General features: G+C 66.6%; 10 protein-coding genes. 7 read left to right on the forward strand and 3 right to left on the reverse strand.

All coding sequences use genetic code 11. The features are described from left to right. Positions 1-18 precede the first annotated feature (18 nt). From fdnG to HOP53_RS19095, 3 genes are all read right to left on the reverse strand, one after another. Positions 19-2,481: a formate dehydrogenase-N subunit alpha gene (fdnG, locus tag HOP53_RS19085; protein WP_234271463.1), complete on the reverse strand. Its 2,463-nt coding sequence runs from the start codon at positions 2,479-2,481 to the stop codon at positions 19-21. Positions 2,482-2,493: 12 nt separating this feature from the next. Further along, positions 2,494-3,087 carry a molybdopterin-dependent oxidoreductase gene (locus HOP53_RS21775; RefSeq protein ID WP_234271464.1) on the reverse strand — a complete coding sequence of 198 codons (594 nt, stop codon included), beginning with the start codon at positions 3,085-3,087 and terminating at the stop codon, positions 2,494-2,496. Positions 3,088-3,238: 151 nt separating this feature from the next. Then, entirely contained in the window at positions 3,239-3,658 is a 420-nt protein-coding gene (locus HOP53_RS19095; protein ID WP_234271465.1) for a hypothetical protein, read from the reverse strand. A 189-nt stretch (positions 3,659-3,847) separates the two neighbouring features. On the opposite strand from HOP53_RS19095, the gene HOP53_RS19100 reads away from it, so the two are divergent. The 7 genes from HOP53_RS19100 (at position 3,848) to HOP53_RS19130 (ending at position 12,521) form a co-directional block, all read left to right on the forward strand. Beyond that, positions 3,848-5,149, forward strand: a complete 1,302-nt coding sequence (locus HOP53_RS19100) for an MFS transporter (protein WP_234271466.1) — start codon at positions 3,848-3,850, stop codon at positions 5,147-5,149. Positions 5,150-5,201: 52 nt separating this feature from the next. Then, the gene (locus HOP53_RS19105; protein ID WP_234271467.1) at positions 5,202-6,371 is read left to right on the forward strand and encodes a ChaN family lipoprotein; all 1,170 of its coding nucleotides are present in this window, start codon (positions 5,202-5,204) and stop codon (positions 6,369-6,371) included. An 8-nt stretch (positions 6,372-6,379) separates the two neighbouring features. Further along, the gene (locus HOP53_RS19110; RefSeq protein ID WP_234271468.1) at positions 6,380-8,332 is read left to right on the forward strand and encodes a M1 family metallopeptidase; all 1,953 of its coding nucleotides are present in this window, start codon (positions 6,380-6,382) and stop codon (positions 8,330-8,332) included. A gap of 110 nt (positions 8,333-8,442) precedes the next feature. After that, positions 8,443-8,847, forward strand: coding sequence for a ribonucleotide reductase subunit alpha (locus HOP53_RS19115; RefSeq protein WP_234271469.1), 405 nt, complete (start codon positions 8,443-8,445; stop codon positions 8,845-8,847). A gap of 127 nt (positions 8,848-8,974) precedes the next feature. Further along, complete coding sequence (gene ahpC / locus HOP53_RS19120; protein WP_010625824.1) at positions 8,975-9,538, forward strand: alkyl hydroperoxide reductase subunit C; 564 nt, start codon at positions 8,975-8,977, stop codon at positions 9,536-9,538. 175 nt (positions 9,539-9,713) lie between these two features. Then, the gene (gene ahpF / locus HOP53_RS19125; protein ID WP_234271470.1) at positions 9,714-11,270 is read left to right on the forward strand and encodes an alkyl hydroperoxide reductase subunit F; all 1,557 of its coding nucleotides are present in this window, start codon (positions 9,714-9,716) and stop codon (positions 11,268-11,270) included. 258 nt (positions 11,271-11,528) lie between these two features. After that, entirely contained in the window at positions 11,529-12,521 is a 993-nt protein-coding gene (locus tag HOP53_RS19130; RefSeq protein WP_234271588.1) for an amino acid ABC transporter substrate-binding protein, read from the forward strand. Positions 12,522-12,551 lie beyond the last annotated feature (30 nt).

Here is a 12,551-nt window from a genome sequence, read left to right on the forward strand (position 1 = left end):
GGCCTCCTTGCCCTGTGCCTACAGCTTGTCGACGCGCACCAGGAACGACTTGTACTCGGGTGTCTGGGTATTGGCGTCGCCCACCGAGGGCGTGAGCGTGTTGGTCAGATGGGCCTTCTTGGTTTCGCCGAGGAAGCCCCAGTGCAGCGGAATGCCCACCTGATGCACCGTCTTGCCGGCCACCTGCAGCGGGCGAATGCGCTTGGTCACCACCGCCACCGCGTCGATGTGGCCGCGCTTGGAGCTGACCCGCACCCGGTCGCCCTTGGCGATGCCCAGCTCCTGGGCCAGGCTTTCGCCGATCTCGACGAACTTCTCCGGCTGGGCGATGGCGTTGAGCCGGTTGTGCATTGTCCAGTAGTGGAAGTGTTCGGTCAGGCGATAGCTGGTCGCGGCGTGGGGAAACTCCTCGAAGGTGCCGAGGTTTTCGCGATCCTGCGGGAAGATGCGCGCCCCCGGGTTGTGCTTGGCCAGGGGGTTGTCCGGATGCAGCGGATTGCTGGCGATGGGCGTCTCGAAGGGTTCGTAGTGCTCGGGGAAGGGACCCTCCTTCATGCGGTCGCGAGCGAACAGCTGGCCGCGTCCGGTCTGGTTCATGATGAACGGGCCCTGAGTCGCCTCGGGCGGCGAGTCCTCGGGGAAGTCGGGCACGTCGTTGCCGACCCAACGCTCGCCGTCCCACCACACCACGGCCTTGTTGGCCGCCCAGGGCGTGCCGTCGGGGCGGGCGCTGGCGCGGTTGTAGAGGATGCGGCGATTGGCCGGCCACGACCACGCCCAGCCCAGGGTCTGGCCGCTGCCGTAGGGGTCGGAGTTGTCGCGGCGCGCCATCTGGTTGCCGCCCTCGGTCCAGCAGCCGGCGAAGATCCAGCAGCCGCAGGCGGTGGAGCCGTCGGCGCGCAGGAAGCCGAAGTCCTCGATCTGCTCGCCGGCGCGTACCACCAGGTTGCGGTCCTCGTCGAAGACATCCTCCAGCGCCCAGCCGTTGTACTCCCGGGCCAGCTCCTCGGGGCTCGGCTCCTCCGGCCGACGGTAGGGCCAGTGCAGGTTGAGGATGGGGTCGGGGAAGGCGCCGCCCTCCTCCTGGTAGAGCCGCTGCATGCGCAGGAAGATGCCGGCCAGGATCGCCGTGTCGGGCTTGGCTTCACCCGGCGGCGGCGCCGCCTGCCAGAACCACTGCAGCCAGCGCGAGCTGTTGACGATGGTACCGTCCTCCTCGGCGAAGCTGGTGGTGGGCAAGCGGAACACCTCGGTGTCGATGGCGGCAGGATCGACGTCGTGATACTCGCCGTGGTTCATCCAGAATTCCGCCGTTTCGGTCCTCAGCGGGTCGATCACCACCAGGAACTTCAGCCGCGACAGCGCCTCGGTGACCTTGGCCTTGTGCGGGAAGGCCGCCAGCGGGTTGAAGCCCTGGCACAGGTAGCCGTTGATCTCGCCCTGATGCATGCGCTCGAAGGTGTGCAGGATGTCGTAGAGGTCCTCGCCCATCTTCGGCAGCCAGTCGTAGCACCAGTTGTTGGCTTCGGTGGCGGCGTCGCCGTACCACGCCTTCATCAGGCTGACGTGGAAGCGCTCGTAGTAGCGCCAGTAGGAGATCTCCTCGGGCACCAGCGGCGGGCGGGCGCGCTCGAGGATGAAGTCCTCGTAGTCCTGCTCGTCGTCGTCGGGCAGGGTCAGGTAGCCGGGCAACTGGTCGGAGAGCAGCCCCAGGTCGGTCAGGCCCTGGATGTTGGAGTGGCCGCGCAGGGCGTTGACCCCACCGCCGCGCATGCCCATGTTGCCCAGCAGCAGCTGGACGATGGCCGCGGTACGGATGATCTGCGAGCCGATGGAGTGCTGCGTCCAGCCCAGCGCATAGAGGAAGGTCATGGTCTTGTCGGGGGCCGCCGTCTCGGCGGCCATGTCCCACACGTGCTGGATCTTCTCGCGCGGCGTGCCGCACACCGACGAGACCACGTCGAGGGTGTAGCGGCTGTAATGCTGGCGCATCAGTTGGAACACGCAGCGTGGATGCTGCAGCGTCTCGTCGCGCAGGGCGTGACCGTCCTCGTCGTACTGGTACTGCCAGCCCTCCATCTCGTATTCGCCGTTGTCGGCGTCGTAGCCGTTGAACAGGCCGTCCTCGAAGCCGAACTCGTCGGCCACCAGCAGGCTGGCATCGGTGTAGGCGAGCACGTAGTCACGCTGGAAGCGACCGCTCTCGATCAGGTAGTGGATCAGCCCGCCGAGGAAGGCGATGTCGGTGCCGGTGCGAATCTCGGCGAAGTAGTCCGCTACCGCGGCGGTGCGGGTGAAGCGCGGGTCGACCACCACCAGCCGGGCGTCGTTGTGCTCGCGCGCCTCCATCACCCAGCGGAAGCCCACGGGGTGCGCTTCGGCAGGGTTGCCCCCCATGCCGATGATCAGGTCGGCATTGCGAATGTCGACCCAGTGGTTGGTCATGGCACCGCGACCGAATGCTGGGGCAAGACCTGCCACCGTCGGTCCGTGTCAGACGCGCGCCTGATTGTCGAACACCACCATGCCCAGGCTGCGGGCGATTCTGTGGGTGCAGTAGGCGGTCTCGTTGGTCGAGGCCGAGGCCGCCAGCATGCCCGTTGTGGTCCAGCGATTGACGGTCTGACCTTCCTCGTTCTCGGTGATGAAGTTGGCGTCGCGGTCGTCCTTCATGTGTCGGGCGATGCGGGTGAAGGCCTCGTCCCAGCTGATCCGCTTCCACTCGCTGCTGCCGGCCTCGCGTACCTGAGGGTAGCGCAGTCGCGATTCGCTGCGGATGTAGTCGAGCAGCCCCGCGCCCTTGGGGCACAGCGAGCCGCGACTCACCGGGTGATCCGGGTCGCCCTCGACGTGGTAGATGTCATCGATGTTGTTGATCGCGGCGTCGCCGCGCGCGTAGATCAGCACGCCGCAGCCCACCGAGCAGTAGGTGCAGTTGCTGCGGGTGATCTTGGCGCCGGTGAGCTTGAAGTGGCGGATCGAGGCGATGGCGGGGTCCGGGGCGAAGCCCATCATCGCCATGCTGGATGTGGCCATCCCCGCCGCACCGAGCTTGAAGAACTGTCTGCGCGAAACCCTGAGGGTCATGAGGCCTCCTGCCTGGTTCCCGTACCCATTGTGTCGTTGTGCATCTTTGCTAGCGGTCTGTATTAAGCGTAGCGACTCCTGACAGGTTCGCGGTTCGCCGTTGGTTTCCGTTGGTAACGAACGGCTGCCGCAGTTGGTTGTCGCCGGGTCATCAGGGCGACTGGTCGCCGCTGGCCTGGGGCTCGCCATCCTCGCGGCGGCCGGTGTCGTCGGCACCCAGCGGTTCGTCGGGCATGACGTCGTCGTTGTCGTCCTCTTCGCCGTCCTCTTCGCGCTCGGGCGACTGTGTCTCGTAGGCCGGGCCGGCGTCGGATGCGGCGGGTGGGGTCTGGAACAGCTCGTCGCCCTGGGTCTCGCCGCTGCCGCTGCCCTGATCCTCCTCTTCCATGTCGGCACCGGTAATACCGCTGGTGGTGCCGGCTCGCCCGGTGGTGACGTCCGGCGCTTCGGTGATCTCCGCCGGGTCCATGCCGGCGGCGCTCTCGTCCGGTGTGGCCGGGTCGGTGGCCAGCGCCGTGGCCGACCAGAGCATGGTTGCCCCCAGCAGAGGGACGAACGTCTTGGCTGTCATGCTTGCCTCCTTGCCTGCCGCTCTCTCACCCCCAGCGTAGACCCTGACGAATGAGGCCGACAGCGAGGCGCCTTGGCTCGATGGGTGGCAATCTCGCGCCTTGCCTTTCTACACTGGAGCCAGGCCGCCCCGATGGGATGCCGGGGCTCACGTTCCTTTACATGTATGTGTCGTCAATGGAGTGACATCTTGCGCAGTCTGCCGGCCACCCTCCCGATCCTGTTCGTCTGCGAAATCAGCTTCCTGCTCGGGCATGGTCTGATCATGACCCTGCTCGGCGTGCGCATGTCCATCGAGGGTTTCCCCTCGCACATGGCGGGTCTGCTGATGTCGAGCTTCTCGCTCGGTTTCGTGCTGGGCAGCTATCTGCTGGAGAAGCGTATCCGCAGCGTGGGGCATATCCGCGTGTTCGCTGCCTGCGCCGGCATTCTGGCGGTGACCGCCATGCTCCATGGCCTGTGGGTCGATGCCTGGGCCTGGCTGGTCTGGCGCCTGCTCGGTGGGGTGGCCACGGCCGGTATGCTGATGGTGATGGAGTCGTGGGTCTCGGGGGAGTCGACCAACGACAATCGCGGCCGGGTGCTGGCGATCTACATGATCATCTCGACCCTGTCGCTGGCCGGCGGGCAGTGGATGCTCAACCTGGCCGATCCGGCCGGCCCGGCGTTGTTCTCCCTGGTCGGCATGCTGTTCGCCCTGGCGCTGGTACCTCTGTCGATCGTGCGCATTCATGGGCCGCGTCAGACCCACGACATCCAGCCGCAGAAGATCCCGCTCAAGACGCTGTTCAAGCGTGCGCCGGTGGGGCTGGTGGGGGCCTTCACCGCCGGACTGATGGTGCAGTCCTTTTTCGCCATGACGCCCTTCTACGGTCAGGAGATCGGCCTGACCACCGGCGAGACGGCGCGTTTCATGGCGATCACCACCATGGTGGCGCTGTTCGCCCAGTGGGGGCTCGGGCGGCTTTCCGACTATATCGACCGGCGCAAGGTGATCCTCGGCATGGCCGTGGTGATGACGATCTCGGGGGCGCTGGTGTCGATGCTGGTGCGCATCGACTTCTGGCTGCTGGTGCTGGTGGCCTGCTTCCACACCGCCATGCTGCATACCCTCTACGCCCTGAGCCTGGCGCACACCAACGACTGGCTGGAGCCCGGCGAGATCGTCGCCGCCAATGCCAAGCTGATGATCTGGTATGGCATCGGCTCGATCATCGGTCCGTTCTCGGCCTCGCTGGTGATGCAGGCGATCGGCCCGGACGGGCTGTGGATGTTCCTCGGCGGCGCCTCGCTGGCACTGGCGCTTTTCGTCACGCTGCGCCTGCGCCGTCGTCCCGGTGAGCCGATCGAGGAAGTCGAGCAGGAGCCCTTCGTGGCGGTGCCGACCCTGGAGACGCCGCACTTCACCGAGCTCGACCCGCGCCTGGAGCCGACCCAGCTGGAGTTTCACTTCGAGGAGGCCACGGAGCCGTCGCGAGAAGAGGCTGCCTGAGGCCGGCGAATGCGCCATCATGGGGGACGCCCTCAGAGGGAGAAAAAGACCGATGCGACGTTCATTCGCTCTGCCCTGCGTGCCGGGTCGTGTGCTGGGCCTGCTGGCCTGCCTGTCGCTGCCCATGACCGTACAGGCCGACGGCTGCCCGACGCCGGGCAAGTGGCTGCAGCCCGGCGGCGAGCGGCTCGATTCGACGGCGCTGTTCGCTGAGCTTGCCGAGCGCGACGTGGTGCTGCTCGGTGAACAGCATGACCGCATGGATCACCACCGCTGGCAGCTGCACACCCTGGCCGGGTTGCATGCCCTGCGTCCGGACTTGGTGATCGGTCTGGAGATGCTGCCCCGTGAGGCCCAGCCGGCGCTGGACGCCTGGGTGGCGGGGGAGCTCGACGAGGCCGAGTTCCTCTCCGCCAGCAACTGGCGCACTGCCTGGGGCTTCGATCCGGCGCTCTACCTGCCGATTCTGCACTTCGCCCGCCTGAACAAGGTGCCGCTCAAGGCAATCAACGTCACCCCCGAACTGCGCGGCCGCCTGGCCGGTGAGGGCTGGGATGGGGTGCCGGAAAGCGAGCGCTTCGGCATTTCCGCCCCGGCCGAGGCCTTGCCGGCGTATCGCGAGCGCCTCTCTGAAGTGTATGCCCAGCACCCCAGCGGCGATGACGACGCCGGCCTGGAGCGTTTCGTCGCCGCCCAACTGGTGTGGGATCGTGCCATGGCTGCGGGGCTGGTCGAAGCCACCGCCGAGGGCGCCCTGGCGGTGGGCCTAATCGGTCAGGGGCACCTGCAGTACGAGCATGGCGTCCCCCACCAGTTGGACGACCTTGGCGTCGAGTCCCACGCTACCCTGCTGCCCTGGGCGGTGGTGGAGGAGTGCGAACCGCCACCGGCGGGGCTGGCGCATGCCGTGTTCACCTTGGCCGAGACTCCGGCGCAGGCCCAGCCGCCAATGCAGCTTGGGGTCTATATCGTGCCCCACGAGGCCGGGATCGAGGTGCGCGGCATTCAGCGTGGCTCAGTGGCCGAGAGCGCAGGCCTGGAGGAGGGGGATATCATTCTGCGCGCCGCCGGTGAGACGCTGACGAGGCCTGCCGACCTGACCCAACGGGTGCAGCGTCAGCCACCCGGCACCCTGCTGCCGCTGGAGGTGGAGCGCAACGGTGAGCGGCGCGAGATCCTGGCGCGTTTCCCGCCGCGTGACAGCGGCAACGGCACAAGATGAGCCGGGCGATGCCGAACGCGCTGCGCTCGCTCCTGCCCGGGCTGATAGCGCTCGTCCTGCTTTTCGGCATCGTCGCGGCGCGGGCCGAAGCGCTGCCCCAGGTCAGCCTCGATATCGCCCTCGACCCCGGCAGCGGCAGCCTGGAGGGGGAGATGACCCTCGTGCCGCCGCCTGCGTCGAACGGCTTCACCTTGCTGCCCGGCCTCGAGCTCGTCGCCGCGCAGGCCGATGGCGACGCCATCACGGCCGAGGCTGACGACGACGGCCGCCATCGGCTCGCCTGGCCGTCGGGCATCGAGTCGCTGACGCTGCGCTGGCAGGGGCGGCTGGAGGACGGCGAGGGGCTGATGGTCTCGCCTCACGGCAGTCTGTTGCCGGCCCACGGCGGCTGGTATCCGCGCTTCGATGACTTGGGCCCGTTCGCACTGACGCTGCAAGTCACGCTGCCGCCGGGGCAGCGGGCGGTGGCCACCGGCTCGCTGCAGGGTGAGCCTCGGGCCGACGAGTCGGGCTATCGCGTGCACCACGCTCACCCGCGTACGACGGTGGTGGAGCTGGCCGCCGGCCCCTGGCAGGAGCGCAGCCGCAAGGTCGACGGCGTGCGCCTGCGCACGCTGTTCCCCGAGGCGCTGGACGAAGCCCACGCCGAGACCTACCTGGACCACGCCGCCGACTACCTGCAGCGCTTCGTCGGCCGGGTTGGCCCCTATCCCTACGCCAGTTTCACCATCGCCTCCGCGCCGGCCCCGGTGGGGTTGGCCTACCCCGGCTTCACCCTGCTCGGCGAGCGGGTCATCCCGCTGCCGTTCATCCCCCGCACTTCGCTGGCCCACGAGCTGATGCACGCCTGGTGGGGCGCCGGGGTGCTGGTCGACTATTCCGATCGAGACGGGATTGGCGGCAACTGGTCCGAGGCGCTGACCACCTACCTGGCCGACTATGCCCTCGACGAAGCCCGCGGCGAGGCGAGGGAGACCCGAAGGCGCTGGCTGCTCGATCTGGCGGCGCTGCCGGACGACTTCGACCGCCGGCTGGCCGACTTTCGCGGCCAGCGCGACCCGGCCATGCGGCTGCTGGGCTACCAGCACGGCGCCATGCTGCTGCACATGCTGCGCCAGCGTATCGGCGACGAGGCCTTCGACGAGGGGCTGCGCCGCTTCGCCGAGCGCCATATGCATCGCCGGGCCGGCTGGGACGACCTCGCGGCGGCGCTGAGCGAGGCCGCCGGCGAGCCGCTGCAGGCGTCCGTCGAGGCCTGGGTGCAGCGGCCGGGACGTCCGGCGCTGGCCGTCGAGACCATCCGCCGCGAGACATCGGATGGCTGGACGATAGCGGGGGTGCTCGAGCAGAGCGGGGCGGGTGCACCCTGGCCGCTCCAGGTGCCGCTCACGGTCGAGACTGCCGCCGGGGTGGAGCGGCACCGAGTGGCGCTCGAAGAGGCGCGAGCCGACTTCTCGCTGCGACTGGAGAAGGAGCCGCTCGCGCTTCTCGTCGACCCCGAGTTCGACCTGCTGCGCCGGGTGGACGGCCCGCCGATCCTGCGCCGGGTGACGCTCGATCCCGCCAGTCGGCTGCTGGCGCTGGAGGCTGCGCTGGCCGAGCCGGTCAGGCAAGCCTTGGGTACCCCGCTGCCTGCGGCCAGCGAGACGCCATCGCTGGCGGAGGATGCGCCGCCGCTTTTGGTGGCGGGCGCGACCGGGCAAGTGGCTGACTGGCTCGAAGATCAGGGGTTCGCTGAGGTTGCTCGGAGCATGGGGCAACGTGGCCAGGCGCGGGCCTGGACCCTGCCCGGCACCGCCGTGACGGCAATCAGCGCTGACGACCGGGAGACCCTCATGCGCCTGCTGGGCAGCCTGCGCCACCAGCTGGCGCATGGCTACCTGATCGTGGATGGCGACGAGACGGCCACCGGTAGCTGGTTGCTCGACGAGAGTGACCTGCGCGTCGATTGGTCGCCCTGATTGCTTGCACGCAGCGGTGCTCGATGCGCTATCGTATCGGGAGCCGCCGGACGCCCGGCGATGGACACGATCATGCCGCGTAAGCGCACTGAATCTGCTGGAGGAGAGCCTTGGCCATTTCCCGTTTTGCCGATCTGCTGGACGAGGCGCGTCGTCAGCCCGAGCCGCAGCGCTTGCTGTTCGTCTTCACCCGCGCCGAGTTGCCCGACAATCCCACCGAGGAACAGCGTGAGCGCTTCGAGCAGGGTGAGGGTGGCGCGCTGACCCCGGTACTGTGCGTCGACAAGACGCCCGAGGAGCTCAGTGACATGGCCGCGCTGGTGGCGGAGTCGCAGCACACCGGCATCGAGTGGGACGTCGTGTTCGTCGGCGCCCTGTCCGGCCGCGGCCGGGAGGCGCCCACCAGCGAAGAAGCCGAGAACCATCTTCAGCGTATGGTGCAGTCGCTGCAGATGGGCAATACCCAGAGCTTCCTGGCGCTGAATCGTCAGGGCGAGGCGATAGCCTTGCAATAGCGCGTCGGTGACACCATAGAGAACCCTTATCGGAACCATGGCGGCAATCAATTTTCGCCTATCGGTTGCGATGGATAAGATATGCCCCGTATTCGGATCACCCACCAATGACATGGAGCATTACTGAATGTCCCTGATCAACACCGAAGTCCAGCCGTTCAAGGCCACCGCTTTCCACAACGGCGAGTTCGTCGAAGTCTCCAACGAGGACCTGAAGGGCCAGTGGTCCGTGGTGATCTTCATGCCGGCCGCGTTCACCTTCAACTGCCCGACCGAAGTCGAGGACGCCGCCGAGCACTACGAGGAGTTCAAGAAGGCCGGTGCCGAGGTCTACATCGTCACCACCGACACCCACTTCTCGCACAAGGTGTGGCACGAGACTTCCCCGGCGGTGGGCAAGGCCAAGTTCCCGCTGGTCGGTGACCCGACTCACCAGCTGACTCGCGCTTTCGGTGTGCACATCGAAGAAGCCGGTCTGGCCCTGCGCGGCACCTTCGTGATCGACCCGGAAGGCGTGATCAAGACCCTGGAGATCCACGACAACGCCATCGCCCGCGACGTCGCGGAGACTCTGCGCAAGCTGAAGGCCGCTCAGTACGTTCGCAACAACCCGAACGAAGTCTGCCCGGCCAAGTGGAAGGAAGGCGAGCAGACTCTCGCGCCCTCTCTGGATCTGGTCGGCAAGATCTAACCGATCTTTCCTGACCCGCGGGACTCGCTTTTGATCCCGCGTGCGTTCCCGCCCGGGCATGTGCTGCCCGGGCGATTTTCCGATACGTGCAAGCCCGTGCCTGCGCCGACGCCACGTCAGCGCTGAGAGCATCGTCTTGCCATTTTCCAGCCCGGACATGAAGGAAACCGCTGTCATGTTGGACGACAATCTGAAAAGTCAGCTTAAAGCCTACCTGCAGAAGGTCACGCAGCCGTTCGAGATCGTCGCTTCCCTCGATGACGGCGCGAAATCCCAGGAGCTGCACGGGCTGCTGAAGGACATCGTCGCCCTGAGCGACAAGATTACCCTGCGTTTGGACGGTACGGATGCGCGCAAGCCCTCCTTCGCCCTGAACCGTCCCGGCGAGGAGACCGGCGTGGTCTTCGCCGGTATTCCCATGGGCCACGAGTTCACCTCGCTGGTACTGGCGCTGCTGCAGGTGGGCGGCCATCCGCCCAAGGTCAGCGACGACACCCTCGCCCAGATCAAGGCGCTCGAAGGCGAGTTCCACTTCGAGACCTACTACTCGCTGTCGTGCCAGAACTGCCCCGACGTGGTGCAGGCGCTCAACCTGATGGCCATCTTCAACCCGGGCGTGCGCCACGTTGCCATTGACGGCGCGCTGTTCCAGGACGAGGTCGAACAGCGCCAGATCATGTCGGTGCCGAGCATCTACCTCAACGGCGAGCCCTTCGATCAGGGGCGTATGAGCCTGGAGCAGATCCTGGCCAAGGTCGACACCGGCGCGGCCCAGCGCGAGGCGGCCAAGCTCAACGAGAAGGAAGCCTTCGACGTGCTGGTGGTGGGCGGCGGCCCGGCCGGCGCCGCGGCGGCCATCTACGCCGCACGCAAGGGCATCCGCACCGGCGTGGCGGCCGAGCGCTTCGGCGGCCAGGTGCTCGATACCATGGCCATCGAGAACTTCATCTCCGTGCCCTACACCGAAGGCCCCAAGCTGGCCGCGGCCCTCGAGCAGCACGTCACGGAGTATGAAGCCGACATCATGAACCTGCAGCGCGCTGTGAAGTTGATCCCGGCTGCGGATCAGGGCGGTGAGCACGAGGTGGAGTTCGAATCCGGCGCGCGCCTCAAGAGCAAGACGCTGATTCTCTCTACCGGCGCCCGCTGGCGCGAGATGAAGGTGCCAGGCGAGGCCGAGTATCGCAACAAGGGCGTGGCCTACTGCCCCCACTGCGACGGCCCGCTGTTCAAGGGCAAGCGCGTGGCAGTGATCGGCGGCGGCAACTCCGGCGTCGAGGCGGCCATCGATCTGGCCGGTATCGTCGGTCACGTGACTCTGATCGAGTTCATGGACGAGATGCGCGCCGACGCGGTGCTGCAGAAGAAACTGCGCAGCCTGCCTAACGTCGAGATCATCCTCGGCGCGCGTACCACCGAGGTGAATGGCGACGGTACCCGGGTCAACGGCCTGACCTACGAGGAGCGTGCCAGCGGCGAGATCAAGCGGCTCGAGCTGGAGGGTATCTTCGTCCAGATTGGCCTGGTGCCTAACACCGAGTGGCTCACCGATTCGCCCATCGAGCTCTCACCGCGTGGCGAGATCGTGATCGACGAGCGCGGCATGACCTCGGTGCCTGGGATCTTCGCCGCCGGTGACGTCACCACCGTGCCTTACAAGCAGATCGTCATCGCCATGGGCGAGGGCTCGAAGGCCGCCCTGGGCGCCTTCGACTATCTGATTCGTCACTGACGTCGAGTCGCCTGCAGCGGGCTGTCGCTGCAGGCCGACCGTCCTTCTTGCGCCCCGCAGGTCGAGAGACCCTGCGGGGCGCTTTTCGTATACATTTAAGTAAACTTCGTTGAAGACAAGGATTGCTGGCTGTCATCCCCCTTAGTGCGTCCCCGACCGTGATGCGCTACTCATGAGATGGGGTTCATCAATGACAACGTCTCTAATCGAGGGAGCAAAATGACCCAACACCAGAAGCGCAACCGAAAGGTGCAGCTGATGTCAGCCACGCTGCTACTCGGCGGTGCAGGCTTGGTTCAAGCGGCGACGCTGGACAACGTGCGGCAGCAGGACCAGGTTCGCTGTGGCGTCAACGCCGCCCAGCCGGGATTTTCGGCACTGGATGACCAAGACAGCTATCGTGGCCTGGATACCGATGTTTGCCGAGCCATTGCCGCGGCCGTGCTGGGCGATGCCGAGAAGGTCCGCTTCGTGCCGCTCGACTCGGTGGAACGTTTCACGGCGCTGCAGTCGGGTGAGGTGGATGTGCTGTCGCGAACCACGACCTGGACTTCGGCTCGGGACACCACGCTGGGCATCAACTTCACTGGTGTCAGCTACTATGATGGCCAGGCGTTCATGGTCGCCAGCGATCTGGGGGTGGCAAGCGCCACGGAACTCGACGGTGCTGCGGTGTGCACCCAATCGGGCACCACCAGCGAACTCAACCTGTCGGACTACTTCCGTGTCAACGGAATAGACTACGACCCCGTGGTATTCGATTCGCCGGAGCAGTCCATCGCTGGGTTCGAAGCCGGTCGCTGCGACGTGCTCAGCTCCGATGCCTCTCAGCTTTACGCCCAGCGCATGCAGCTCGCCGATCCCGACAGCGCCCTGATCCTGCCCGAAATCATCTCCAAGGAGCCGCTGGGACCGGCCGTGCGCCAAGGCGACGACCAGTGGTTCAACATCGTCAAGTGGTCGCTGTTCGCCATGCTCAATGCCGAGGAGTACGGCATCACCCGTGAGAACGTCGATGAGATGCTTGATTCCGACGACCCGGATATCGCTCGCTTGCTCGGTCGCGACGGGAATTTCGGCGAGGGTATGGGGCTGACCGCAGACTGGGCTTACCAGATTGTCAGGCAGGTCGGGAATTATGGCGAGATGTTTGGGCGCAACGTAGGTGCCGGGTCCGATTTCAACATCGCCCGGGGACTCAATGCCCTGTGGACCGAGGGTGGCCTGCAGTATGCCCCACCGGTGCGCTGAGGCGTGCCTGATGCTTCATTGTGGTGCATT

It is taken from the genome of Billgrantia ethanolica (assembly GCF_021404305.1).
GTDB lineage: Bacteria > Pseudomonadota > Gammaproteobacteria > Pseudomonadales > Halomonadaceae > Halomonas > Halomonas ethanolica.

Coding starts and splice junctions, on each gene's coding strand:
- HOP53_RS21775 (WP_234271464.1), bottom strand. CDS start 3,087: ATGACCCTCAGGGTTTCGCGCAGACAGTTCTTCAAGCTCGGTGCGGCG.
- HOP53_RS19095 (WP_234271465.1), bottom strand. CDS start 3,658: ATGACAGCCAAGACGTTCGTCCCTCTGCTGGGGGCAACCATGCTCTGG.
- HOP53_RS19105 (WP_234271467.1), top strand. CDS start 5,202: ATGCGACGTTCATTCGCTCTGCCCTGCGTGCCGGGTCGTGTGCTGGGC.
- HOP53_RS19110 (WP_234271468.1), top strand. CDS start 6,380: ATGCCGAACGCGCTGCGCTCGCTCCTGCCCGGGCTGATAGCGCTCGTC.
- ahpC (WP_010625824.1), top strand. CDS start 8,975: ATGTCCCTGATCAACACCGAAGTCCAGCCGTTCAAGGCCACCGCTTTC.
- ahpF (WP_234271470.1), top strand. CDS start 9,714: ATGTTGGACGACAATCTGAAAAGTCAGCTTAAAGCCTACCTGCAGAAG.
- HOP53_RS19130 (WP_234271588.1), top strand. CDS start 11,529: ATGTCAGCCACGCTGCTACTCGGCGGTGCAGGCTTGGTTCAAGCGGCG.